General features: G+C 70.9%; 16 protein-coding genes and 1 pseudogene. 14 read left to right on the top strand and 3 right to left on the bottom strand.

Annotated features, from left to right (window positions below; translation table 11 throughout):
• The first annotated feature begins 4 nt into the window (after window positions 1-4).
• The 3 genes from ACIF83_RS40925 to ACIF83_RS40915 all read left to right on the top strand — a co-directional run bounded on the left by ACIF83_RS40925 (window position 5) and on the right by ACIF83_RS40915 (window position 3,936).
• Window positions 5-1,435: an NAD(P)/FAD-dependent oxidoreductase gene (locus tag ACIF83_RS40925; protein WP_399735077.1), complete on the top strand. Its 1,431-nt coding sequence runs from the start codon at window positions 5-7 to the stop codon at window positions 1,433-1,435.
• Between the two features lie 151 nt (window positions 1,436-1,586).
• Window positions 1,587-2,036: a hypothetical protein gene (locus ACIF83_RS40920; RefSeq protein WP_399735076.1), complete on the top strand. Its 450-nt coding sequence runs from the start codon at window positions 1,587-1,589 to the stop codon at window positions 2,034-2,036.
• A gap of 85 nt (window positions 2,037-2,121) precedes the next feature.
• Window positions 2,122-3,936, top strand: coding sequence for a chitinase (locus ACIF83_RS40915; RefSeq protein ID WP_399735073.1), 1,815 nt, complete (start codon window positions 2,122-2,124; stop codon window positions 3,934-3,936).
• Between the two features lie 52 nt (window positions 3,937-3,988).
• Here the strand turns inward: ACIF83_RS40915 and ACIF83_RS40910 are convergent.
• Together ACIF83_RS40910 and gabT are read right to left on the bottom strand one after the other, a co-directional pair.
• Window positions 3,989-4,186, bottom strand: a pseudogene (locus ACIF83_RS40910) (phosphatase PAP2 family protein); the annotation flags it as partial.
• A 736-nt stretch (window positions 4,187-4,922) separates the two neighbouring features.
• A complete protein-coding gene (gene gabT / locus ACIF83_RS40905; RefSeq protein WP_399735070.1) occupies window positions 4,923-6,257 on the bottom strand; it encodes a 4-aminobutyrate--2-oxoglutarate transaminase in 1,335 nt (444 codons plus the stop codon).
• 289 nt (window positions 6,258-6,546) lie between these two features.
• Here gabT and ACIF83_RS40900 point away from each other — a divergent pair, with 289 nt between their 5' ends.
• The 8 genes from ACIF83_RS40900 to ACIF83_RS40865 all read left to right on the top strand — a co-directional run bounded on the left by ACIF83_RS40900 (window position 6,547) and on the right by ACIF83_RS40865 (window position 17,231).
• Window positions 6,547-8,673: an ATP-binding protein gene (locus tag ACIF83_RS40900; RefSeq protein ID WP_393483472.1), complete on the top strand. Its 2,127-nt coding sequence runs from the start codon at window positions 6,547-6,549 to the stop codon at window positions 8,671-8,673.
• A gap of 139 nt (window positions 8,674-8,812) precedes the next feature.
• Complete coding sequence (locus ACIF83_RS40895) at window positions 8,813-10,414, top strand: PucR family transcriptional regulator (RefSeq protein ID WP_393483475.1); 1,602 nt, start codon at window positions 8,813-8,815, stop codon at window positions 10,412-10,414.
• 249 nt (window positions 10,415-10,663) lie between these two features.
• Window positions 10,664-12,109: an aldehyde dehydrogenase family protein gene (locus ACIF83_RS40890; protein WP_399735111.1), complete on the top strand. Its 1,446-nt coding sequence runs from the start codon at window positions 10,664-10,666 to the stop codon at window positions 12,107-12,109.
• Window positions 12,110-12,300: 191 nt separating this feature from the next.
• Complete coding sequence (locus tag ACIF83_RS40885) at window positions 12,301-13,674, top strand: S8 family serine peptidase (RefSeq protein WP_393483478.1); 1,374 nt, start codon at window positions 12,301-12,303, stop codon at window positions 13,672-13,674.
• Between the two features lie 163 nt (window positions 13,675-13,837).
• Window positions 13,838-14,446 (top strand): AraC family transcriptional regulator, encoded by a 609-nt coding sequence (locus ACIF83_RS40880; RefSeq protein ID WP_399735065.1) that lies wholly within the window; start codon window positions 13,838-13,840, stop codon window positions 14,444-14,446.
• 160 nt (window positions 14,447-14,606) lie between these two features.
• Window positions 14,607-15,395 carry an ArsR/SmtB family transcription factor gene (locus tag ACIF83_RS40875; RefSeq protein WP_399735108.1) on the top strand — a complete coding sequence of 263 codons (789 nt, stop codon included), beginning with the start codon at window positions 14,607-14,609 and terminating at the stop codon, window positions 15,393-15,395.
• Between the two features lie 31 nt (window positions 15,396-15,426).
• Window positions 15,427-15,942 (top strand): hypothetical protein, encoded by a 516-nt coding sequence (locus ACIF83_RS40870; protein ID WP_399735063.1) that lies wholly within the window; start codon window positions 15,427-15,429, stop codon window positions 15,940-15,942.
• A 206-nt stretch (window positions 15,943-16,148) separates the two neighbouring features.
• On the top strand, window positions 16,149-17,231 hold the full coding sequence (locus tag ACIF83_RS40865) for a peptidoglycan-binding protein (protein WP_393483486.1): 1,083 nt from the start codon (window positions 16,149-16,151) through the stop codon (window positions 17,229-17,231).
• Between the two features lie 112 nt (window positions 17,232-17,343).
• On the opposite strand, the gene ACIF83_RS40860 is transcribed toward ACIF83_RS40865, so the two are convergent.
• The gene (locus ACIF83_RS40860; protein WP_399735058.1) at window positions 17,344-20,178 is read right to left on the bottom strand and encodes a glycoside hydrolase family 3 C-terminal domain-containing protein; all 2,835 of its coding nucleotides are present in this window, start codon (window positions 20,176-20,178) and stop codon (window positions 17,344-17,346) included.
• A gap of 339 nt (window positions 20,179-20,517) precedes the next feature.
• Here ACIF83_RS40860 and ACIF83_RS40855 point away from each other — a divergent pair, with 339 nt between their 5' ends.
• Genes ACIF83_RS40855 through ACIF83_RS40845 form a run of 3 tightly spaced genes read left to right on the top strand, consistent with a single transcriptional unit; the run spans window position 20,518 to window position 24,175 of the window.
• Window positions 20,518-22,224, top strand: a complete 1,707-nt coding sequence (locus ACIF83_RS40855) for an extracellular solute-binding protein (protein ID WP_399735055.1) — start codon at window positions 20,518-20,520, stop codon at window positions 22,222-22,224.
• Window positions 22,221-23,234 carry an ABC transporter permease gene (locus ACIF83_RS40850; RefSeq protein WP_393483495.1) on the top strand — a complete coding sequence of 338 codons (1,014 nt, stop codon included), beginning with the start codon at window positions 22,221-22,223 and terminating at the stop codon, window positions 23,232-23,234. The genes ACIF83_RS40855 and ACIF83_RS40850 overlap by 4 nt, the downstream gene beginning before the upstream one ends.
• On the top strand, window positions 23,231-24,175 hold the full coding sequence (locus ACIF83_RS40845) for a carbohydrate ABC transporter permease (protein ID WP_399735051.1): 945 nt from the start codon (window positions 23,231-23,233) through the stop codon (window positions 24,173-24,175). Before ACIF83_RS40850 ends, ACIF83_RS40845 begins: the two co-directional genes overlap by 4 nt.
• Window positions 24,176-24,348 lie beyond the last annotated feature (173 nt).

Here is a 24,348-nt window from a genome sequence, read left to right as displayed (position 1 = left end):
AATCATGGCCCCAAGCGCCATGAGTCGTGGTACAGACAACTGGATCGCATCTCTTTCCGAAGCCCAGCCGGTCCCGTACTGGCTGGAAGACCCAGGCAAGCCACACGCCGAGCCCGCCCTCACCGGCACCGAGACCTGCGACCTGCTGGTCGTCGGCGGCGGCTACAGCGGACTGTGGACCGCGCTCAACGCCAAGGAGCGCGACCCGCAACGCGATGTGGTGCTGCTGGAAGGCCGCGAGGTGGGCTGGGCCGCCTCCGGTCGCAACGGAGGCTTCTGCGCCGCCTCCCTCACGCACGGCCTGCCCAACGGCCTTGCCCGCTGGCCGGACGAGATCGGCCGGCTGGAGGAGCTGGGCCGGCGCAACCTCGACGAGATCGAGGCGGCGGTCGCCCGGCACGGCATCGACTGCGACTTCGAGCGCACCGGCGAGATCGACGTGGCCACCGAGACCTACCAGGCCTGGGAGCTGCGCGACTGGCACCGGCAGCTGGAGGAGAAGGGCCTCGCCGACGGCATCGAGTTCCTCGACGCCGACGCCGTGCGCGAGCAGGTGAACTCGCCCACCTTCGAGGCCGGCCTGTGGGACCGCCGGGGCGTGGCCATGCTGCACCCGGCCAAGCTGGCCTGGGGCCTGAAGGAGGCGTGCGTCAGGCTCGGGGTGCGCGTGTACGAGCACACGCCCGCGCTCTCCCTGAAGCCGTACGGCGCCGGCATGGCCGTACGGACGCCGTACGGCTCCGTCCGGGCCCGCAGGGTCGCGCTCGGCACGAACATCTTCCCGAGCCTGCTGCGGCGCGTGCGCTCGTACACCGTCCCGGTCTACGACTACGCGCTGATGACCGAGCCGCTGAGCGCCGACCAGTTGGCCTCGATCGGCTGGAAGAACCGGCAGGGCCTCGGGGACTCGGCGAACCAGTTCCACTACTTCCGGCTGTCCGCCGACAACCGGATCCTGTGGGGCGGCTACGACGCGATCCACCACTACGGCGGCCGGGTGCGCGCCGAGTACGACGACCGCCCGGAGACGTACGCCAAGCTCGCGGGGCACTTCTTCTCCTGCTTCCCGCAGCTGGAGGGGGTCCGCTTCACCCACGCCTGGGGCGGCGCGATCGACACCTGCTCCCGCTTCTCGGCGTTCTTCGGCACGGCCCACCACGGGAAGGTGGCGTACGCGGCGGGTTACACCGGCCTCGGTGTCGGCGCCACCCGCTTCGGCGCCGACGTGATGCTGGACCTGCTGGACGGGGAGCGCACCGAGCGGACCGAGCTGGAGATGGTCCGCAGGAAGCCGCTGCCGTTCCCGCCGGAGCCCTTCGCCTGGACCGGTATCGCCCTGACGAAGTGGTCGCTCGCCCGCGCGGACGCGCACGGCGGCCGCCGCAACCTGTGGCTGCGGACGATGGACCGGCTGGGGCTGGGCTTCGACAGCTGAGCCCTTTCCGACGCCCCCAGTGGGTGATGCCCCACACGCAATGTGACTCAGGTCACTCCAAAGTGGAGCCGGAATCCGCGTAATGACCGCCGCAGGGCCTCCCTCTTCCTCGTGACGCGACGGCGTCGACGAGGAAGAGGGAGGCATTCTCATGACAGGGGCGAAGGCGGCGGTCGAGTGGCTGGTGTCCGTCGCGCCGGACCCCGAGGCCTGCCGCTGGGAATGGGAGCGCAACCCTCTCGGGGTCGCGCTGCTCCCCGCGGGCAAGGCCTGGGACGTACTGATCCTGCCTGGTGGACTCGGCTATCCCACACTTGATGTGCTCACCCGGGTGCTCGATCGACCCGGCCCGGTCCTGGTCGACTTCGGTGACAACCGGGTCGGCTTCTTCGTGCCGCCGGGCACCGCGGCCCGCTGGCTCGGCACCGGCATCCGCACCGCCGGAGCCGGTACCTGGATCGTCGTGCCGTACCCGGGCCGGGCGACACGGGGTGTGCGCTGGCTGGTGCCGCCGGACGGCTCCGGCATGCTGACCGACCCGGCGCTGCTGGAACTGGCGATGCACGAGGCGGCGGCCGGGCCGGCCAGGGGAGAGGGGTGACGCCCGGACACCTTGACAACAGGATTGGTCTGGACCAAGTTGAGTGCGCTCCACCCCTCCAACTCCCCCTTCGCCGGAGGCCCTTGTGGACCGTGTCCGACGCGTCAGACGCCCCAGATCCGTCCTCGCCCTGCTCACGGCCGCGCTGCTGGCCGTACCCGGGATCACCGCGCTCTCGTCGGCCGCCCGTGCGGCCGACGCGGACCTCGCGAAGAACGGCGGCTTCGAGTCCGGCCTCGACAGCTGGACCTGCACGGCCGGAACGACAGTCGACTCACCCGTGCACGGCGGGAGTTCAGCGCTGCAGGCGACCCCGGCCGGCAGCGACAACGCCCAGTGCGCGCAGACCGTGACCGTCCAGCCCAACGCCCAGTACACGCTGTCCGGTTACGTCCGCGGCTCCTACGTCTACCTCGGCGCGAACGGCACCGGCACCACCGACGTCTCCACCTGGACCCAGTCCGCCCCCGACTGGCAGAAGCTGACCACTACCTTCACCACCGGCGCCACCACGACGAAGGTCACCGTCTACACACACGGCTGGTACGGCACCGGCGCCTACTACGCCGACGACATCTCGCTGGTCGGCCCGGGTGCGAGCACCGGACAGCCGCCCGCCGCGCCGGCCGGCCTCAGAACCGGCACGGTCACCTCCTCATCCGTCGCCCTGTCCTGGTCGGCGGCGACCGGCGCCACCAGTTACGCGGTCTACCGCGACGGGGTCAAGGTCCAGACGGCGAGCGGCACTTCGGCCACCGTCTCCGGACTCGCGCCCTCGACGGCGTACAGCTTCCAGGTCACCGCGAGCAACGACGCCGGCGAGTCCGCCAAGTCGGCCGCGGTGACCGCGACGACCACGGCAGGCACCGGCGGCGGCTCGACCGACCTGCCCGCCCACGCCCTGGTCGGCTACCTCCACGCCAGCTTCGCCAACGGCTCCGGCTACACCCGCATGGCCGACGTGCCCGACAGCTGGGACGTCATCGACCTCGCCTTCGGCGAGCCCACCTCTGCCACTTCCGGCGACATCCGCTTCAGCCGCTGCCCGGTCACCGAGTGCCCGAACGTCGAGAGCGACGCCGACTTCAAGGCGGCGATCAAGGCCAAGCAGGCGGCCGGCAAGAAGGTCCTGATCTCGATCGGCGGCCAGAACGGCCAGGTCCAGCTGACGACCACGGCGGCCCGCGACACCTTCGTCTCCTCGGTCTCGAACATCATCGACACCTACGGTCTCGACGGCCTGGACATCGACTTCGAGGGCCACTCGCTGTCCCTGAACGCGAACGACACGGACTTCAAGAACCCGACCACGCCCGTGATCGTCAACCTCATCTCGGCCCTGAAGACCCTGAAGGCCAAGTACGGTTCGAAGTTCGTACTGACGATGGCTCCGGAGACCTTCTTCGTCCAGATGGGCTACCAGTACTACGGCACCGGCAAGTGGGGCGGCCAGGACCCGCGCTGCGGGGCGTACCTCCCGGTGATCCACGCCCTGCGCGACGATCTCACCCTGCTCCACGTCCAGGACTACAACTCGGGCCCGATCATGGGCCTCGACAACCAGTACCACTCCATGGGCGGCGCCGACTTCCACATCGCCATGACCGACATGCTGCTCACCGGCTTCCCGGTCGCGGGCGACGCGAACAACGTCTTCCCGCCGCTGCGCCCGGACCAGGTGGCGATCGGCATGCCGGCCTCGACGAACGCGGGCAACGGGTACGTGGCCCCGTCCGAGGTCACCAGGACCCTGGACTGCCTGACGAAGAAGACGAACTGCGGCTCGTATCCGACCCACGGGACCTGGCCCGCTCTTCGGGGTCTGATGACGTGGTCGGTGAACTGGGACCGCTACTCCGGCTGGGAGTTCCAGAAGAACTTCGACGCCTACTTCGGCTGATCAGCAGGGACAGGGTGGTCAGCAGCACCGTGCCCAGGCACCAGCTGGCCACCACGTCCAGCGGCCAGTGCCAGCCCCGGCGGACCAGGCCGTAGGAGACGCCGAGCACGAGGGCCGCGCAGACGCCGACGAGCGCCTGGCGGGCGGCGGGCGAGCCCAGCCAGGGGAGCAGGAGCAGGGTCGCGGAACCGTACCCGATCGCCGCGGTCGCCGTATGACCGGAGGGGAAGTAGCCGACCCCCGGGGGCATCAGCGGGGTCCCCGGCCGGGCGGTCCAGTCCTTCAGCGGGACGACGAACGCCGGGACCAGCGCCATCAGTACGGCCGCCGCGGCGGGCGGCAGCCACCAGCGGTCCGCACCCGTCGCGCGGCCGCGCCAGGCGGAGTACGCCAGGGCGAGGACGAGAACCGGGACGGCGACCTGGATGTCGCCGAGATCGGAGAGGAGTTCGGAGAACCGGTCCGGGTGGACGAGCTGCCGGCTCAACCGCGCGTCGAGGCGCAGGAGCGGGCCGTGGGCGACGACCTGCCAGATGATCAGGGCGAGCAGGAGCGTGGGCAGGGCCAGGAGCGCGTACTTCGGGCGCGGATCCGGTGACGTCGACACGCGGCCCAGCTTCTCAGACCCGGCGGGGGAGGAAGGAGGTCGGCCGCCCCGGAACAGGGGGGGTGGTTCCGAGGCGGCCGTCCGGATCGGGACGTCGCGCGCCCCGGGGGGTTTGGGGCGGCGACCGTCCGATCGGTGAGGAGATCCCGGAGCCGTCAGGCCCCGGTTGTGTGCGCGAGGGCACGACCAGGTCGAAGCTGGGGAGGCCTCGGCCTGAGATCGCCCACAGTCCCCTGTGGGCGGGGTGTATCTCTCATCTGGGTAGAACCTACGGCAGCCCGAGGCGCTTGGGCAGACGGAATCGCGTCCCGCCATCCACCCCGCACACCTTCTTCACACGGCCTGCCGTAGGCACCCTTCAGAGGTGCGAACAAGCCGCTCAGATGCGCGCGAACGCCTGCTCGATGATGTCGAGACCCTCGTTCAGGAGCTCCTCGCCGATCACCAGCGGGGGCAGGAAGCGCAGCACGTTGCCGTAGGTGCCACAGGTGAGGACCAGCAGGCCCTCCTGGTGGCAGGCCTTGGCGAGGGCGGCGGTCGCCTCCGGGTTCGGCTCCTTGGTGGCGCGGTCCTTGACCAGCTCGATGGCGATCATGGCGCCACGGCCACGGACGTCGCCGATGATGTCGAACTTCTCGGCCATGGCGGTGAGGCGCGCCTTCATGATCGCCTCGATGTTCTTCGCCTTGGCGTTGAGGTCCAGCTCCTTCATCGTCTCGATGGCGCCGAGCGCACCGGCGCAGGCCACCGGGTTGCCGCCGTAGGTGCCACCGAGGCCGCCCGCGTGCGCGGCGTCCATGATCTCGGCGCGGCCGGTGACGGCGGCCAGCGGAAGACCGCCGGCGATGCCCTTGGCGGTGGTGATCAGGTCCGGGACGATGCCCTCGTCCTCGCAGGCGAACCACTGGCCGGTGCGGCAGAAGCCGGACTGGATCTCGTCCGCGACGAAGACGATGCCGTTGTCCTTGGCGAACTCGCTGATCGCGGGCAGGAAGCCCTTGGCCGGCTCGATGAAGCCGCCCTCACCGAGCACCGGCTCGATGATGATCGCGGCCACGTTCTCGGCGCCGATCTGCTTGGTGATCTGGTCGATGGCCTGCTTCGCGGCCTCCGGGCCACAGTTCTCCGGGCCGGTCAGCCAGCGGTAGCCGTACGCGACGGGGACACGGTAGACCTCGGGCGCGAACGGGCCGAAGCCGTGCTTGTACGGCATGTTCTTGGCCGTCAGCGCCATCGTCAGGTTGGTACGGCCGTGGTAGCCGTGGTCGAAGACGACGACGGCCTGGCGCTTGGTGTACGCGCGGGCGATCTTGACGGCGTTCTCGACGGCCTCGGCGCCCGAGTTGAACAGCGCGGACTTCTTGGCGTGGTCACCCGGCGTGAGCTCGGCCAGCGCCTCGGCGACAGCCACGTAGCCCTCGTACGGCGTGACCATGAAACAGGTGTGGGTGAAGTCGGCCAGCTGGGCGCTCGCGCGGCGTACGACGGCCTCGGCGGAGCCGCCGACCGAGGTCACGGCGATGCCGGAACCGAAGTCGATCAGACGGTTGCCGTCGACGTCCTCGATGATGCCGCCGTCCACGCGCGTCGTGAACACGGGCAGCACGGAGCCCACGCCCTGCGCGACCGCGGCGAGGCGGCGGGCCTGCAGCTCCTGCGACTTCGGGCCGGGGATGGCGGTGACGACGCGGCGCTCCTGCGGAAGTGCGGTCATGAGGGCTCCCTGATGATCTTGCGTACCGGGTGTTCCCGGGCGGTACCGGACGGTGCGTTTTTCGGACGCTTGTCTCTTTCTTCGCAGGCTAGGGCCGGAAGTGGAGGGTGGGCATGCTCCATGTGGGCGTTGTCGGGAAGATTGGTTGTCCGTCGTGGACATAGCACTGGGGGAGGGGCGCGCCCGATCGGTGCGTCCTCTCGGCCGCGTAAACGGTGAACTCCCTTTGTCGGGGCGTTAGATTGGCTCGCTGATGGTGGACGGAACGGCTGGTCAGGGGGCAAGGGCGATGGAGAGCGACGGGACGCGGGACGCGCGTGGTACGCATGCGAATCCTGTGCCGCGCCCGGCGGTGCCCCGGGAGGGTTCCGCCGTGCCGCCCATGCCCGCGGGGCCACCCGGGGTTCCGCCCAGGCCGGACGGCTCGGCCTTCCTGGCCTGGCTGCGGGCGTCCCGGCCGGAGGCGGCGCCGGGCGTGTGGCGGTTCGGGTACCGGCCCCGGCCCGAACAGGAGCCCGAGCGGATCCCGACCCGGCAGCTGCTGAGCGGCGCACTGATCGCCTTCCTCGTGGGCTGGCTGGTGTGGTCCCTGCTGTGGAACGGCTACCTCGGTGGCTGGTGGGTGCTGCCCCTGGAACTGTTCACCCCGGACTCCTGGCGCCAGAGCAACGACCAGGTCGGCAACGCGCTCCTCTGGTACTCGTACTACACCCTCATCGCCGTGTGCATCATGCTCGTCGTCGGCCGCCTCGGCCGCTGGGGCGAGGTCTGGCGCCGCTTCGGCCCGCCCGCCTGGCGGGAGGCCGTACCCGCCGCCGAGCCCGCGCCCGCCCCCGAGCAGGACCCCGCCGAATGGCCTCAGCTGCGGCACGCCGGAGCCCATGAGGCCGCCGAGCGGCTGGCCGCCGAGGCGAAGGCCGGGCTCATGCGGGACGTCGACCACGCCCGGATCAGCCGGGCCTGGCAGGGCGTACGGTCCGGCACGCACACGCTCGCCTCCTTCACGGGCGCCGTGCTCAAGGACGGCTCGGCCGCCTGTATGCACCCGTCCGGCGAGCGCGACCTGCCCGCCCGCCAGGCCCGGCACGACCTGCTCACCGGGCAGGTGCGGCTCGGCACCACCGCCGACGACCCCCGCAACCCGTACCACTACCGCGGCTCCGGACTCGCCCTCGGCCCCGAGCTGCTCGGCACCTCGTTGCTCGCCGTCGGCCCGGCCGGCTCCGGCAAGACCGGCGCGGTCATCCGGCCGCTCGCCGAGTCGCTGTGCCTGCACGCCCTCGCCGGACGGGCCGCCGTCGTGGCCGTCGGCGCTGCGGGCGCGGGGCTCGGCCCGACCGAGGCGTACGACGTCGTCGTGCGGATCGGGCATCCCGAATCCGTCTACGACCTCGACCTGTACGGCGGCACGACCGATCCGGACGAGGCCGCCGCCATACTCGCCGAGGCCCTCGTCGGCGACCTCGCCGACCCGCACCCCGGTGGCGACAGCCGCCGCTCCACCACCGTCCTCGCCCAGCTGCTCGGCCCCTTCCGCGCCGTCCACGACCGCTTCCCCTCGGTCCCCGAGCTGCGCCAGCTCCTCGACGGCACGCCCGGACCGCTCGCCGCACTCCGCAAGGCGCTGACCGACACCGGGCAGGAGTCGCTGCTCAGGGAACTGGACGCGCGGGAGCGGCAGATGGCCCACCCCGGCGATGTCGGCGCGGTGCTCGCCGACCGGATCGCGCTGCTCGACCGGCCCGCCTTCGCCGCCTTCTTCGACACCTCCGGGCAGTCCCGGCCGTTCTCCCTCAAGGCCCTCGACCACCCGGTCCGGGTCCGCATCGACCTGCCCCAGCGCGGGCACGCCGACGCCTCCCGGATCCTCGCCCGGCTGGTCCTCGCCCAGTTCACGGCCAGCGTGACGGTACGGGAGGACCGCTCGCTCTTCGCCTGCCTGCTGCTGGACGACGCCTCCGGTGTGATCACCCCGGAGTCCGTGCGCGGCATCCAGCGGCTGCGCTCGGCCCACGCGGGCACCGTGCTGACGCTGCGCACCCTGGACGACGTACCCCGGCCGCTGCGCGGACCGCTGCTCGGTGCCACCGGCTGCCGGATGGCGCTGTCCGGGCTCACCCCCTGGGACGGGCAGGACTTCGCCGAGGTGTGGGGCAAGGAGTGGACCGAGACCCGGGACGTCACCGACCGGCAGATCATCGCCGAGACCCCGGCCGGCAAGGCCGTGCACATGCTGCGCCGGGTCATCACCGGACAGGCACCCACCGCCCGGGCCGTCACGGTTCGCCAGGTGGAGCGCGAGCGCTGGTCCGCCTCCGAACTGGCGCACGGGGTGCCGCCGGGGCATGCGGTGCTGTCGCTGACCACCGTGCAGGGGGAGCACGCTCCGCCGTTGCTGGTGGATCTGCGGGGCTGAGGGAAGGCGGCACCCGAGGACCGTACGGTGCGGCAGAATCGGCATAGGCTGTTCATACGCGGCGGCCAATTGATCACAGTGATCACCGGATCTCCCCACCCGCTGCCCGTTCCTCGGTTCTCCCCTCTCTGAAGGCCTCATGCCCCCGACCCTCGCCTCGCTCGTCCACCATTCCGCGCTCAAGCTGACCGTCCGCGCGGGCGAGGACCGGCTCGACGTGCCCGTCCGCTGGGCGCACGTGAGCGAGCTGGCCGACCCCGTGCCCTACATGGAGGGCGGTGAGCTGCTGCTGATCACCGCGCTCAAACTGGACGCGGAGGATCCGGAGGCGATGCGCAGGTATGTGAAGCGGCTGGTCGGCGCGGGCGTCGTAGGGCTCGGCTTCGCGGTCGGGGTGAACTACGACGAGATCCCCAAGGCCCTGGTCGACGCCGCCGAGGAGGAGGGGCTGCCCCTGCTGGAGGTGCCGCGCCGCACTCCCTTCCTCGCCATCAGCAAGGCCGTCTCCGCCGCGATCGCCGCCGACCAGTACCGGGCCGTCACGGCGGGCTTCGCCGCCCAGCGGGAGCTGACCAAGCAGGCCCTGAACGCCGGACCCGAGGGGCTGCTCGGCGCGCTCGCCACGCAGGTCGACGGGTGGGCGGCGCTGTACGACGCCTCGGGCGCCGTCGTCGCCACCGCACCCGAGTGGGCCGGCCGCCGGGCCGGCCGGCTCACCGCGGAGGTCGAACGGCTGCGGGAGCGGTCCGCTCCGGCCTCCTCGGTGGTCGGCGGTCCCGACAACGAGGACCGGGTGGAGCTGCACTCCCTGGGCACGGGCCGGCGGCCCCGCGCCGCGCTCGCCGTGGGTACCGCCGCCGCCCTCGGGACCGCCGAGCGGTACGCCGTCCACTCCGCGATCGCGCTGCTCACCCTCACCACCGAACGGTCCAGCTCGCTGCACGCGGCCGAGCAGCGGGTCGGCGCGGCCGTACTGCGCATGCTGCTGGCCGGGGAGCCGGATCATGCCCGGGCCGTCGCCGGTGACCTGTACGGCGGGCTCCTCGACGCGCCCTTCCGGATGATCGTCGCCGAGTCGGCGTCCGGTTCGGCCGCGCGGGCGCACACGGAGGCGGACGCCGACGCGCTGGGCGAGATCGTGGAAGCCGTGGAGTCGGCGGCCGCGCGCGCCGGGGAGGCCGTGCTGGTCGTGCCCGAGGGGGAGCGGCTGGTGGTGCTGGCCGCGGACGGGGGTGCGGCGGTGGCCGCGTGTGCGGCGTACGCGGCGGCGCTGGAGGCGGGGCGGGCCGTGCCCGAGCAGGCGGCCGGGGACGAGGTGGAGCTGGTCGTCGGGCTGTCGGCCCCGGTCGGACCGATCGCCGCGGCGGCGGCCTACAAGCAGGCCGAGCAGGCGCTGTCCGTCGCGCGGCGGCGGGGGCGGGTGCTGGTGGAGCACGAGCAGCTGGCTGCGGGGTCCGTGCTGCCGTTGCTGGCTGACGATGCGGTGAAGGCGTTTGCGGACGGGCTGCTGCGGGCGCTGCACGAGCACGACGCGACAGGGCGGGGGGACCTGGTCGCCTCGCTGCGGGCGTGGCTGTCCCGGCACGGTCAGTGGGACGCGGCGGCGGCGGATCTCGGGGTGCATCGGCATACGTTGCGGTACCGGATGCGGCGGGTGGAGGAGATCCTGGGGCGCTCCCTGGACGACCCCGATGTCCGGATGGAGCTGTGGCTCGCTCTGAAGGCGACGTCACCGGAGTAGCCGTACCGGGGCTCCGCACCCTGGCGGGGGTGAAGAGGCGTAGCCCCTGGGGATGGGACGGGTAGGGGCGGCGGGGGCGAAAGAGCCGGGAATCCAGCCCCCACCACGCCAAACCGGAGCATCGCCCGCCCCCACCAGTACGACTCGGACAAGCGACCCCCGCCCGCCTCCGCCCTACCGTGGACCACGAAAGAACACGCACACCCCCAACGCGGAAGGGCCGGGACTCACATGCCCCAGAACAACATTGTGGGGGCCACCCACGCCTTCTGGCTCGCCGGTCGCCAGGTCACCGGCGAGGACACCTTCGACGTCACCTCCCCGTGGGACGGCGGTCTCGTAGGCAAGGTCAGCGTGCCGACCGACGCCCAGGTCGAGGAGGCCGTGGCCGCCGCGTACGCCGTGCGGGACGAGTTCGCCGCCACCCCGGCGCACGTCCGTGCCGCCGCCCTCGACCACGTCAGCAAGCGCCTGGTCGAGCGCACCGAGGAGATCGCCCAGCTGATCTCCGCCGAGAACGGCAAGCCGATCAAGTGGGCCCGCGGCGAGGTCGGCCGCGCGGTGTCCGTGTTCCGCTTCGCGGCCGAGGAGGCCCGGCGGTTCAACGGCGGCGAGGCCCAGCGGCTCGACACCGACCTCGGCGGCCAGGGCCGCCTGGCGCTGACCCGTCGCTTCCCGAAGGGCGTCGTCCTCGGTATCGCGCCGTTCAACTTCCCGCTGAACCTGTGCGCGCACAAGGTCGCCCCGGCGATCGCCGCCGGTGCCCCGATCATCCTCAAGCCGGCCCCGGCCACCCCGCTCTCCGGCCTGATCATCGGCGACCTGCTCGCCGAGACCGACCTGCCCGCCGGCTCCTGGTCGATCCTCCCGGTCGCCAACGACAAGATGCCCGCGCTGGTCCAGGACGAGCGCCTGCCGGTCATCTCCTTCACCGGTTCCGAGAAGGTCGGCTACGCGATCATGGACTCGGTGCCGCGCAAGCACTGCACCCTGGAGCTGGGCGGCAACGGTGCCGCGGTCGTGCTCGGCGACTTCGCCTCCGACGCCGACCTCGACTGGGCCGCGACCCGCATCGCGACCTTCTCGAACTACCAGGGCGGCCAGTCCTGCATCTCCGTGCAGCGCGTGATCGCGGACGCCTCCGTCTACGACCGTCTGCTGCCGCGCATCGTCGCCGCCGTCGAGGCCCAGGCCACCGGTGACCCGAGCGACGACAAGACCGACGTCGGCCCGCTGGTCAGCGAGGACGCGGCCAAGCGCGTGGAGTCCTGGGTGAAGGAGGCCGTCGAGGCCGGCGCCACCCTCCTCACGGGCGGCGACCGCGACGGCGCCTCCTACGCGCCGACCGTCCTCACCGACGTACCGGCGGACACCACGATCGCGTGCGAGGAGGTCTTCGGGCCGGTCCTCACCGTGCAGAAGGTGGACGGCGAGGCCGAGGCCTTCGCCGCCGTCAACTCCTCCAAGTACGGCCTCCAGGCGGGCGTGTTCACCCACGACCTCCAGGTCGCCTTCCGCGCCCACCGTGCGCTGGAGGTCGGTGGCGTGGTCATCGGCGACGTCCCGTCCTACCGCGCCGACCAGATGCCGTACGGCGGTGCCAAGCAGTCCGGCGTGGGTCGCGAGGGCGTGAAGTTCGCGATGGAGGACTACACATACGAGCGCGTTCTGGTTCTCACCGGTCTCGCGCTCTGACCTGCCACGGACAGGTCGGACGGAACGGCCGCAGCCCACTGTGCGGGGGCTGCGGCCGTTCCTTTTGCCGTTCCTATTGACAGGTAAAGGATTCGGCATCGTCCGTTCAATAGTCTTGTTCTGTGCATGACTCACTAGATGGGATGCGAGTCGACCACTTCGTCCGACTCACGGACCACTCAGGGGAATTCATGCACATAGCCCGTACCGGGCGCGGCGTCGCGACTTCCGCGGCCGCCACCGCTGCCCTCGTCGCCGCCGCGCTGGCGACCACCTCGCAGGCCGGCGTCACCACCGCCGCGCCCGCCGCCGTACCGCACACCAAGGCGGTTCCGGCCATCGCAGGGCACACCCTGGTCCATGGCGTGGCCAGCCCGCTCCCGAGCGCGCAGTGCCAGGCCAAGTGGCACATCAACTGCTACAACCCGCTGCAGTACCGCACCGCGTACAACCTCAACCCGCTGTACCGCAAGGGCATCACGGGCAAGGGGCGCACCATCGTCATCGTGGACTCGTTCGGCTCTCCGACGGTCCAGCACGACCTGGACGTCTACAGCAGGCAGTTCGGTCTGCCGAGCACCAAGGTCAAGGTCGTCAAGTGGGGCCACGTGCCCGCCTTCGACCCGAAGAACTCCGACATGACCGGGTGGGCCGGCGAGACCACCCTGGACGTCGAGATGGCCCACGCCGTGGCGCCCGGAGCCAAGATCGTCCTGGTGGAGACGGCCGTCTCCGAGACCGAGGGCACCACCGGTCTCCCGGAGATGATGTCCGCCGAGAAGCACCTGATCGACCAGGGCGTCGGCGACGTCATCACCCAGAGCTTCGGCGCCACGGAGAACACGTTCCCCGGCTTCAACCGGGGCGACTTCTCCAGCATCAAGAAGCTGCGCTACGCCTTCCAGGCCGCGAACCGGAAGCACGTGACCGTCCTCGCCTCCTCCGGCGACGGTGGTGCCACCGACATGAAGGCGGACGGCAAGCACTACTACAACAAGCGCGTCAACTCCTGGCCGTCCTCGGACCCGTTGGTCACCTCCATCGGCGGCACCCAGCTCCACCTGAACGACAAGGGTGAGCGCGTCAAGCCGGACAGCGTCTACAACGACTACGGTGCGGGCGGCGGCGGCCAGTCGCACGTCTTCTCCCGTCCGGGCTTCCAGGACGGCGTGAAGAACATCGTCGGCACCCGCCGCGGCACGCCGGACGTGTCGATGGCCGCCGCGGTCAACGGCGGCGCCTGGATCTACTCCAGCTACGACCCGACCGCCACCGGCTGGGACGTCACCGGCGGCACCAGCGAGGCCAGCCCGCTCTTCTCGGGCATCGTCGCCCTCGCCGACCAGGCGGCGGGCCACCGGCTCGGCAACATCAACGCGGCGCTGTACAAGCTGGCCAAGCTCAGGAACACCGGCGTCGTCGACGTCAACGACGGCACCGACAACAGCTACCAGGGTGTCACCGGCTACAAGGCCGTCAAGGGCTACGACATGGCCACCGGCGTGGGCACCGTGAACGCCCTCCGCTTCGTGACCGCCCTCGCCGAGGCGAGCCACCACAGCTGACGCGACACATCTGCAACGGGGCTTCCGATGCCCTCTCGACGGCCCGGGTTCTGCGCCCGGGCCGTTCGTCCGTCCGTGGGCCACTGGTCGCCGATCGGCCCGCGACCCGGGTCCGGCGCGCCTGAGAGACTGTGCCTCCCGTGCCGTGCTGCGAGGAGACGCCATGCAGGTAGCCGTGGTCACCTTTGACGGATTCAACGAGCTCGACAGCTTCATCGCCTCCGCGCTGATCAACCGGTGCCGCAACGACGGCCTGGAAGCGTTCATCACGACACCGACGCCGGTGGTGACGTCCATGAACGGCGTCGAGGTGACCGGTCAGTGCCCGATGGAGTTCGTGACCGAGGCCGACGTCGTGCTGATCGGCAGCGGCGTGAAGACGCGGGACGTGGTCGCCGACGACCGGCTGATCTCCAGGCTGCCGCTCGACCCTGCGCGACAGCTGATCGGTGCGCAGTGCTCCGGCGCGCTGGTGCTCGCCCGGCTCGGCCTGCTGGACGCCATGCCCGCCTGCACGGACCGGAAGAGCCGGCCCTTCGTCGAGGCCTGCGACGTCACCGTGCTGGACGCGCCGTTCCACGCCGAGGGGAACATCGCCACGGCGGGCGGCTGTCTGGCGTCGCAGTATCTGGCCGCGTGGGTGATCGCCCGAATGCTCGGCGAGGACGCGGCCCGCGACGTCATCGACTACGTGGCGCCGGTCGGCGAGAACCGGGCGACCGTCGAGCGCGCCCTGCGCGCCGTCCAGGCGGGCGAGGCCGCACTGCGCTGACGGCCCCGCGCACCGGCGTCGGTCTCCAGCTGTACTGAACGACATCACCGCAGGTCAGAACGGTTCCAGCTATGTGGCGTGCCCTGGGCTCGGATATCGTCGTTGACATTATGCAGGCAGATACCTGCATAATCGAAGGGTGAGCCACGAAGCGAGAGCGATGGACTCGGTCTTCAAAGCACTGGCCGACCCCACCCGACGACTCCTGCTCGACCGTCTGCGCGAGCAGAACGGTCAGACGCTGCGTGAGCTGTGCGAGCGCCTCGACATGACGCGGCAGTCCGCGACGCAGCATCTCGACCTGCTCGAGCAGGCCAACCTCGTGACCGTCGTACGGCGCGGGCGGGAGCGGCTCCACTACCTCAATCCGGCCCCCATCCACGAGATCGAGGAGCGCTGGATCTCGGAGTTCGACAAGCCCCGCCTGCAAGCGATCAGTGCCATCAGGAACCAGGCAGAGGAGTACGCCATGACCGACGCACCCACATCCGTACCGACCTACGTCTACGTCACCTACATCCGCGCCGGCGCCGAGCAGGTGTGGCAGGCCCTGACGGACGCGGACCTGACGGCGCGCTACTGGGGCCACGCCAACGTCTCGGACTGGCAGCCGGGCTCGTCCTGGGAGCATCGGCGCGTCGACGGATCGGGCCAGGTCGACGTCGTCGGCAAGGTGCTCAAGGCCGAACCCCCGACGAGCCTGGTCATCACGTTCGAGGACGCCCCTGACACCGTGCCGCCCAGGGAACCGTCGGTCGTCACCTTCCTCGTCGAGCCGTACGAGGACATCGTCCGCCTCACCGTGACCCACGAGAACCTCGCCAACGAGGCCATGCTCAAGGGGATTTCGCAGGGATGGCCGGCCGTGCTGGCGAACCTCAAGTCGCTGCTGGAGACCGGCGACATCCTCCCGCAGGCCCCCTGGGAGATGCATCGCGCGCACAGCTGAGACGGCCCGTCCGCAGTAGGGAGAGGACATCATGGACACCACCCCGCTCCGGGACGCCTACCGCAGCCTGCTGGACGCCGCCGCCACGGTGGCCGACTCCGGCGACGCGAGCCCCGTCCCGCCGGCCGGCGAATGGAACGCCGACCAGATCCTGGCGCACGTCGCCCTCGTCGGTGCCGCCACCATCACCGCCGTCTCCTCGGTCGCCTCGGGGGCGGTGACGACGTACGACAACCGGCTCGCGCAGGACACCTGGACCCTCGAACGCGTCATCGCGCTCGCCGGCGGCAACGCGGGACTGCGGGACCGCATCCGCATCCAGGCGGACGCCCTCTGCGCACTCGGCGGACCGATGCTGAGTGAGGCCGAACTCGACACACCGGTGCCCACCCTGCTCCTGTCCAACGGCACACTCCTGGTCGATGAGCCCGTGCCGCTCAGGAGCCTCGTCGCAGGCCTCGCAGAGGTGGAGCTGCCCGGCCACGCGAAGCAGCTCCTGGCTCTCCTGCCGGTCGGCGCCGGGCAGGACAGGCCCCAGGTGTATTGATCACGGGCGCCCGCCAGCGCCCAACCGCCCGGCGGCCGCACCGGTTTGGGCGTGGCGGGCCGGTGTGTCCCGAGGAGGGTGCACTGCGCAGGACACGGGGCGCCGCAGCGCTTACATTTGAGTGAGGGGCGTTCCGCAGACCGGCCCGTCACGGCCCGCCGGGGGGAAGCCGCGGCGCCGGCCGTGAACTCAGGGATCCGATAGCCATGACCGACGTGAGAGTCGTGTGGACAGGGCTGGAGTGCCGTATCCGGCAGGAGAAGGAAGACGAGATCTACGGCACGATCCAGCTGATCACCGGAATGGATCCGCAACCGGTGGTGAAGTTCCCGGACAGCGGGACGCTGGAGTTCGGGCCTCCGAACGAGCGCATCTTCAGCGCGCAGCGCCTGTTGTACTCCGGGCCCGCCAAGGACATCAGCGTCTCCGCCACCCTGGTCGAATACGACTCCGGTGACGTGGAGAAGGAGAAGCAGGTCGTCTCGGACGCGGTCGCCCAGGCGGCGACCACGGCGCTCGCCGCCTTCACCGACGGCGCGGGCGCCGCGGCCGAGCCGCTGATCGATCTCCTGTCCGGCGCCCTGGTCGACTTCGTCGCCGACGACGTCCTGGGAATCGGCAACGACGTGTACAACCCGTCGGCCGCCTTCCTGCCCAAGGACCGGCTGCTGGACGCCGACACCCGGCGCAAGACCCTCCAGCGGCCCGACGACCCGCGCACGCTGCAGTTCACCGACGTGATCGTCCTCAGCGGCACGGACGACGCGGGAGATCCCGGGGTGTACGGGCTCTACCTGGACGTCCAGCCCGTGGCCGTCGCCCCGCACGGCGACGCGATCGGCACGCCCACACTGAGCACGGGCGCCCGGGGTCCGGCGGTGGAGAAGCTCCAGCGGCTGCTCAACGCCCATGTGCCCGACCTGCCTTCCCTCGCGGTCGACGGAGTCTTCGGTCCCGTCACGGACGGCCGGGTGCGCGAGTACCAGCGCCGGGTCGAGGTCACCGTCGACGGTGTCGTGGGCCCGCAGACCTGGGGCATGCTCACCGGCGGCGAACAGGCGCAGGAGGCCGCGGCCGGGACGCCCGTGCTGAGCAGCGGCTCTCACGGTCCGGCGGTCCGCAAGCTCCAGCGGCTGCTGAACGGCCATGTGCCGGACCTCCACCGGCTCGCGGTCGACGGGGTGTTCGGTCCCCTCACGGACGGTCGAGTCCGTGAGTTCCAGCGCCGCCTGGCCCTCACGGTCGACGGTGTCGTCGGCCCGCAGACCTGGGGCGCGTTGACACACTAGGGACGGCCGGCGCCGGCGCCCGCCACTCTCGCGGCCCGGCGTCCGAGAAGGGGCCCGGCACCGCTGCCTTCCGGTGCCGGGCCCCTTCCCGGTGTCGGGCTTCTCCGGACCCTCAACCGGAGAAGCCGACATGCGCGAGCCGCAGCGGGCCGCGCAGCCTGAGGTGGACGTCGTGCACGCCCCCGGTGACGATTCCGGCGTCCAGGGTGGTGTAGGTGTAGGCGTCCGCGGTGGGGGCGGAGAGGGCCAGGGCGGCCAGTGGCGGGCCGCCGTCCAGGGACAGCTCCAGGACGCCCTCGCCCGCCAGTTGCGCCGTCACCTCGATCACGCCCTCGCCGAAGTCGCAGGCCCGGTAGACCAGTTCGGCCGTGCCGCCCTCCGCCGGGGTCACCGCGTCGCCCGCCGTCCTCGTACGGTCGACGATCACGATGCCGGACTGCTCGTCGAAGTCCGCCGCCTCCAGGCCCCGACGGACGACCGCGCGGGGCGCCGGGGGCTCGCCGTCCAGGGTGACGGTCGTGCGCAGGCGCACGTCCTCGCTGGACGCGCCGAGCAGCAGGTCGTACGGACCCTGCTCCAGGCGCCATCCGCCCCGTGCCACGTCCCAGAACTCGAAGGCGGACAGCGGGACTTCGAAGTGGAGTTCCGTCCGCTCGCCGGGTGCGAGCGTCACCCGGCGGTGGGCGAGCAGCTCGCGGCGCGGCCGGGGCACGGAAGGGTCCGTCGCCCGGGTGTAGAGCTGGGCGACCTCGTCGGCCGTGCGGTCGCCCGTGTTCGTGAGCGCGCAGGCGACATGGACCGCGCCGTCCTGCACCCGGGCCGACAGGTCGGCGTAGGCGAAGGACGCGTACGAAAGGCCGTGGCCGAAGGGGAACAGCGGGGTGCCCTCGAAGTAGAGGTAGGTCTGCCGGCCGCCGATCACGTCGTAGTCGAGCAGGTCCGGCAGGTCGGCGTCGGACTCGTACCAGGTCTGCGGGAGACGGCCCGCCGGGGAGACGTCACCGGCCAGCACCCGCGCCAGGGCCGTGCCCGCGGCCTGGCCGCCGTGTGCGGTCCAGAGGACGGCCGGCAGCCGGGACGCCTCCACCGCGTACGGGTACGCCGACGTCAGGACCAGTGCCGTGCGCGGGTTCGCGGCGCGTGCGGCGCGCAGCAGCCGCTGCTGGTGGGCGGGGAGGTCCAGGGTCGTACGGTCCTCCGTCTCGCGGCCGTTGATGTGCGGGTCGTTGCCCGCGATCACGAGGACCACGTCCGCCCGCTCGGCCGCCCGGGCCACCGCCGCCTCGCCCCGCTCGACCGTGATCACCTCGAAGACGTCACCGGTCTCGGCAACCTTCACTCCGTCGGCGGCGACCGAGACATGGCGACCCGTGCCCAGATGCGTGAGGAGGTGACCGTTGTGGTGGGGTTCCAGGCGGAACGTCTCCTGGACCACCCAGCCGCCGGGCTGGTCCGCCGAGGCGCGGACACGGCCGTCCTCGGCGACGGACAGATAGCGGCCGTCGGGCGCACGCAGGGTCAGCACGCCCTCGCCCCAGTCGACCAGCGCGAACTCGGTGCCGGTGGCGTCCGTGGTGAGCGGGGGCAGGTCGGTACGGCCGGACAGCAGGGCCGGGTCGAGGGCGCCCGTGGAGCCGCGCGCCTCGTCGGGGGCGTCCGTGGGCGGCACCTGGAGGAAGGCGCCGGCGCTGGTGCGCAGCCGGACGCGGTCCACGCCCTCCGCGAACTCCACCCGCTCCGCGCCGAAACGCTCGTACAGACCCTCCAGGGGGGTGGACCGGTGCAGGAGGCTGCCGCTGTACCAGTCGAGCTTGCACTCGTCGGCGAGCAGGCCGACCACGGCGATGCGGGTGTCCGGCGCGAGGGGCAGCAGGTCGTCGTCGTTCTTCAGGAGGACCACGGCCTGTTCGGCGGCCTCCTGGGCGAGGGCGCGGTGGGCCGGGGTGTCGAACTCGCCGGTGCCCCGGTGCGGGTCGTAGTGCGGGTCGAACTCGCCGAGGCGGAAGCGGACCGAGAGCTGGCGGCGGACCGCGGTGTCGATGTCCGCCTCGGTCAACAGGCCCTGTTCGAGCGCGCCCCTGACCCGTGCGGTGATCCGCGTGGCGTCCGTGCCGTGGTCGGTGAAGCTGTCCACGCCGGCCAGCAGAGCGGCCGCGGTCGCCTCCTCGTGGGTGTCGAAGTAGTGCTCGGCGTCGACCAGGTTGGAGGGTGCGCCCGCGTCCGAGCAGACCAGCAGGTCCTCCTCGGTCCAGGCGCGCAGCTGGGCGCGCAGGTACGGGGAGACGTGGTTGGGACGGCCGTTGACCAGGTTGTAGGCGGGCATCACCCCGGCCACCGCGCCCGCCTCGACCGTCTCCCTGAAGGCGCGCAGGTCGTACTCGTGCAGCACGCGCGGCCGGACCGACGCGGACGAAGTGGCCCGGTCCGTCTCGTTGTTGTGGGCCAGCCAGTGCTTGAGGACGGGGGCGGTGCGCCAGTACGTCGGGTGGTCGCCACGCAGACCGTGCGTGTACGCCGTGGCGATCGCCGAGGTCAGCCTCGGGTCCTCCGAGTAGCCCTCCTCGTTGCGGCCCCACAGGGGGTGGCGCAGCAGGTTGACCGTCGGGGACCAGACGTTGAGGCCTACCCGCTCGTCGTGGGCGCGCATCGCCCGGGCCTCCCGGGAAACCGCCTCGCCGACCCGTCGTACGAGGTCCGGGTTCCAGGTCGCGCCGAGGCCCACGGCCTGCGGGAACACCGTCGCCGGGCCCATCCAGGCCACTCCGTGCAGCGCCTCCTGACCGGTGCGGAACGCGGCGATGCCCAGACGTTCGACGGCGGGCGCGAACTGGTGCAGGAAGGAGACCTTCTCGTCCGGGGTGAGCCGCGCCAGCAGGTCGTCGATGCGCTTCGCGATCGGCAGCTGCGGATCGCGGAAGGGCGGCGTGTTCGGCGAGTGATCGGTCACGGACGGTTCCCCTTGCGATGAACGACGAGGAGCTTTCGAAGCGCTTCGATGCTCATTCGACCACCCGTGAGGTGTCAAGGCGCTGTGCCGAAACAGGTCGACTTCTCACCTGCAGGGCAAGGGGGATGGATGGTTCATGGGGCAGGTGGCTCATCGGAGGAATCTTGGGGGCGACCCTTGTGCGCCCCTAGGGCTTCACTTAACCTCGCAGCAACATCGAAGCGCTTCGACTCACCGGCCCCCGCACAGCGAACGCTTCAGCTCAGCCAGATCCACTCGAGACACCGCAGCCGACGGCCCACCGCCGGGTGTCCTGGTGCGCCATGAAGGGTTGACGCAATGACGCCGAACGCCGCCCCCGCATCCTCCGCGCCCAGCCGCAGAAGCTCCCCCAGCCGGAGAAGCTTCCTCGCCTCCACCGCGGTCGCCGCCGCGGCGGTGACCGGAGGGATGCCGCTGCTCACCGCCTGCGGCGGCGGGCAGGAGGGCCGCAAGGAAGGCACCACCTCGGGCAAGGCGGCACAGAAGATCCTCCCGGCGTACGTCGCCTCCAGCGTGGTGGCCCCGGACGTCCCGGCGAAGAACGGCTCGGCGGCCGGCTTCACCCGGGCCATCGCCATGGACCAGCTGAAGACCTCGGTCCCCAAGAAGCTGGGCAGCGGCGGCAAGCTGAAGATCATGGCCCCGCTGTGGGGCACCCCGCCGGACAACCGCAACCCGTACTACAAAGCCATGAACGAGGCCATCGGCGTCGACGTCACCTGGCAGAACCAGGACGGCAACACCTACGACGAGAAGCTGGGCGCCGTCCTCGCCTCCAGCGACATCCCGGACGTCGTGGTCGTCCCCGGCTGGAACCTGATGGGCAAGATACCCAGCGCCGTCAACGCCAAGTTCGCCGACCTCGGCCCCTACCTGTCCGGCGACAAGGTCAAGGACTACCCGAACCTCGCTGCCGTCCCCACCGACGCCTGGCAGCGCGCCATCTTCGGCGGCCGGCTCCGTGCGATCCCGATGCCCGCCTCCTACGTCACCAACATCGCGCCCTTCTACCGCAAGGACGTCTTCGACAAGAAGGGCTGGCAACTTCCCAGGAGCACGGACGAGTTCCTCGCCTGGGCGAAGGAGGCCACCGACGCCAAGGGCGGAGTGTGGGCCTGCTCCGACATGAAGTGGACCGCGTTCAACGCCTTCGGTGTCCTCAACGGCAGCGACAAGGCACTGTGGTGGAACCTGAAGGACGGCAGGCTGATCAACCGGGTCGAGACCGAGGAGTACCTGGAAGCCCTGGAATGGGCGCGCAAGCTCTTCGCCGCGGGGGTCGTCCACCCAGACGACAAGGCGGGCAAGACCACCAACCTGGCGAGCAACCGGTTCACCGCCGGCAAGCTCCTCGTCTACAACCAGGACCTGTCCGACTGGTACGGCAAGACCTCCGAACAGCGCACGCAGAACCCCGACTTCGACATGGCCGCGATGGACATCTTCACCCACGACGGCGGCAACCCGCTGCTGTGGGCGGTCCAGCCCTCGAACATCTTCACGTTCATCAGCAAGAAGGCCTCCAAGCAGCAGATCAGGGACTTCCTCGCGATCGCGGACTTCTGCGCCTCCCCGTACGGAACCAAGGAGTGGCTGCTCACCAACTACGGCGCGCAGAGCACCGACTTCACCCTCAAGAAGGGCGTGCCCAACAAGACCACCCAGGGGGTCAACGAGGTCGTCGGCGCCTTCGACTACACCGGCGACCCCGCCCCCTTCGTCGCCCATCCCGACTTCCCCGAGGTCACCCGGGGCATGGTCGAGTGGCAGCAGCGCATGGGCGCCTTCACCAAGAAGTCCTCCTTCTACGGCCTCACGATCACCGAGCCCAGCCGCTGGTCCAACCTGGCCGACAACTTCGAGCAGCTGGAGGACGACGTCGTGCGCGGCCGCAAGAAGGTCAGCGACGTGCAGCAGGCGGTGTCCGACTGGAAGAAGCAGGGCGGCGACGACCTGCGCGACTGGTACCGCAAGCTGCTCGACGACACCGGCTCGGCGAAGTGACCAGCACGGTTCCTCGCAGCAAGGCCGAGGGGAAGACGGCACCGGTGGCGTCCCGCGGCACCGGACGCCGGGGGCACGGCGGCAGGCTCGGCCTGAGGACCAGGTTCCGACGGGACCGCACGCTCATCCTCATGACGCTGCCGGTCCTCCTCCTGCTCCTGGTCTTCAACTACGTCCCGATCCTCGGCAACGTGGTCGCCTTCCAGGACTACGACCCCTACCTCAGCGACAACGGCTTCGTCGCCATGTTCCAGAGCCCCTGGGTGGGCCTGGACCAGTTCCAGCGGGTCTTCCAGGACTCGGAGTTCTGGCACGCGGTGCAGAACACGTTCGTGCTCTTCTTCCTGCAGCTGGTGCTGTACTTCCCGATCCCGATCGCGCTGGCGCTGCTCATCAACAGCGTCATCAGGCCCCGGGTCCGCGCGGTCGCCCAGGCGGTCATGTATCTGCCGCACTTCTTCTCGTGGGTGCTGGTCGTCACCGTCTTCCAGCAGATCTTCGGCGGCGCCGGCGTCATCGCGCAGACCCTGCGGCAGCACGGGCACTCCGGGTTCGACATCATGACCGACCCCTCGGTCTTCAAGTACCTGGTGACCGCCCAGATGGTCTGGAAGGACGCGGGCTGGGGCATCATCGTCTTCCTCGCGGCCCTCGCCGCCGTCTCCACCGACCTGTACGAGGCCGCCGCCATGGACGGCGCCGGACGCTGGGGCCGCATGTGGCACATCACGCTGCCCGCCCTGCGCCCGGTGATCGCCTTGCTGCTGGTGCTGCGCGTCGGCGACGCCCTCACCGTCGGCTTCGAGCAGTTCCTGCTCCAGCGACAGGCGGTGGGACCGGACGCCTCCGAGGTGCTGGACACCTACGTGTGGTGGAACGGCATCCGCAACCAGGACTTCAGCTATGCAGCGGCGGCCGGCCTGATCAAGGGCGTCGTCGGACTGACCCTCGTCCTCGTGGCGAACAAGGTGGCCCACCTCATGGGCGAGCAGGGGGTGTACGAGAAGTGAGCGCAGTGGTCGACCGGGCGCCGGTGGCGGCGGAGAAGCCGGGCAGATGGGCAGCGCCGCCGCGGCCCGCGTGGGAGGAGGAGCCGGCCAGGGCCGGGCTGGCCGCGAAGGGGCTGGTCCTCGGCATCGCCTGCTTCGCGATCCTCTTCCCGCTGTGGATCGTGATCGTCACCAGTCTGTCCCCGAAGGAGGTCATCGACCAGACCGGCGGCCTGGTGGTGATCCCGAAGGGCATCACCTTCGTCGCCTACCGGGAACTGCTGGGCGGCGGGCAGGTACAGCGGGCCGCCCTGGTCAGCCTCGGGGTGACACTGGTGGGCACGCTGTTCAGCATGGCGGTGTCGGTGCTGTGCGCCTACGGCCTCTCGCGCCGGGGGTCACTGGGACACCGCTGGATCCTGATGACCCTGCTGGCCACGATGTTCTTCGGTGCGGGGCTGATCCCGACGTACCTGCTGGTGCAGGCGCTCGGGCTGACCGACACCTACCTGGCGCTCGTCCTGCCCAGTGCCGTGAGCGTCTTCAACATCCTGGTGCTGCGCGGGTTCTTCATGGGCATCTCGTCCGAACTCGTCGACAGTGCACGGATCGACGGGGCGGGGGACTGGCGGATCCTGTGGCAGATCGTGCTGCCGCTGTCCCGGGCGGTGCTCGCGGTCATCACCCTGTTCTACGCGGTGGGGTACTGGAGTGCCTGGTTCAACGCGTCGATCTATCTCACCGACCAGAAGATGATGCCGCTGCAGAACGTCATGATCCAGCTGGTGCAGAAACAGGAACGGCCGGTGGGGCTGGCCACGCAGATCAACACCGGTCAGCTGTCGCCGCTGGCGGTTCAGATGGCGGTGATGGTGCTGGCGCTGGTGCCGGTGGCTGCGCTGTCGCCGTTCGTCCAGAGGCACTTCAAGAAGGGAATGCTCACCGGGGCGGTCAAAGGGTGAGCGGCGCCTGCAGCGGTTCGGCCGTCCTTCGGCTTCGGGCGCGTGGGGGCTGGTCGCGCACTGCCCCGCGCCCCTGGGGAGTTGCTGCGCACGTCCGCTGTATGCGCCCCGCAGCCGCACCCGGTCAGTGCCGGTGAGCGGACCCACCCCCGGCCGGCCCCGACACCGGACCA

The sequence above is a fragment of the Streptomyces sp. NPDC085866 genome (assembly GCF_044541035.1).
GTDB lineage: Bacteria > Actinomycetota > Actinomycetes > Streptomycetales > Streptomycetaceae > Streptomyces.
This window is presented reverse-complemented; position numbering and strand designations above follow the sequence as displayed.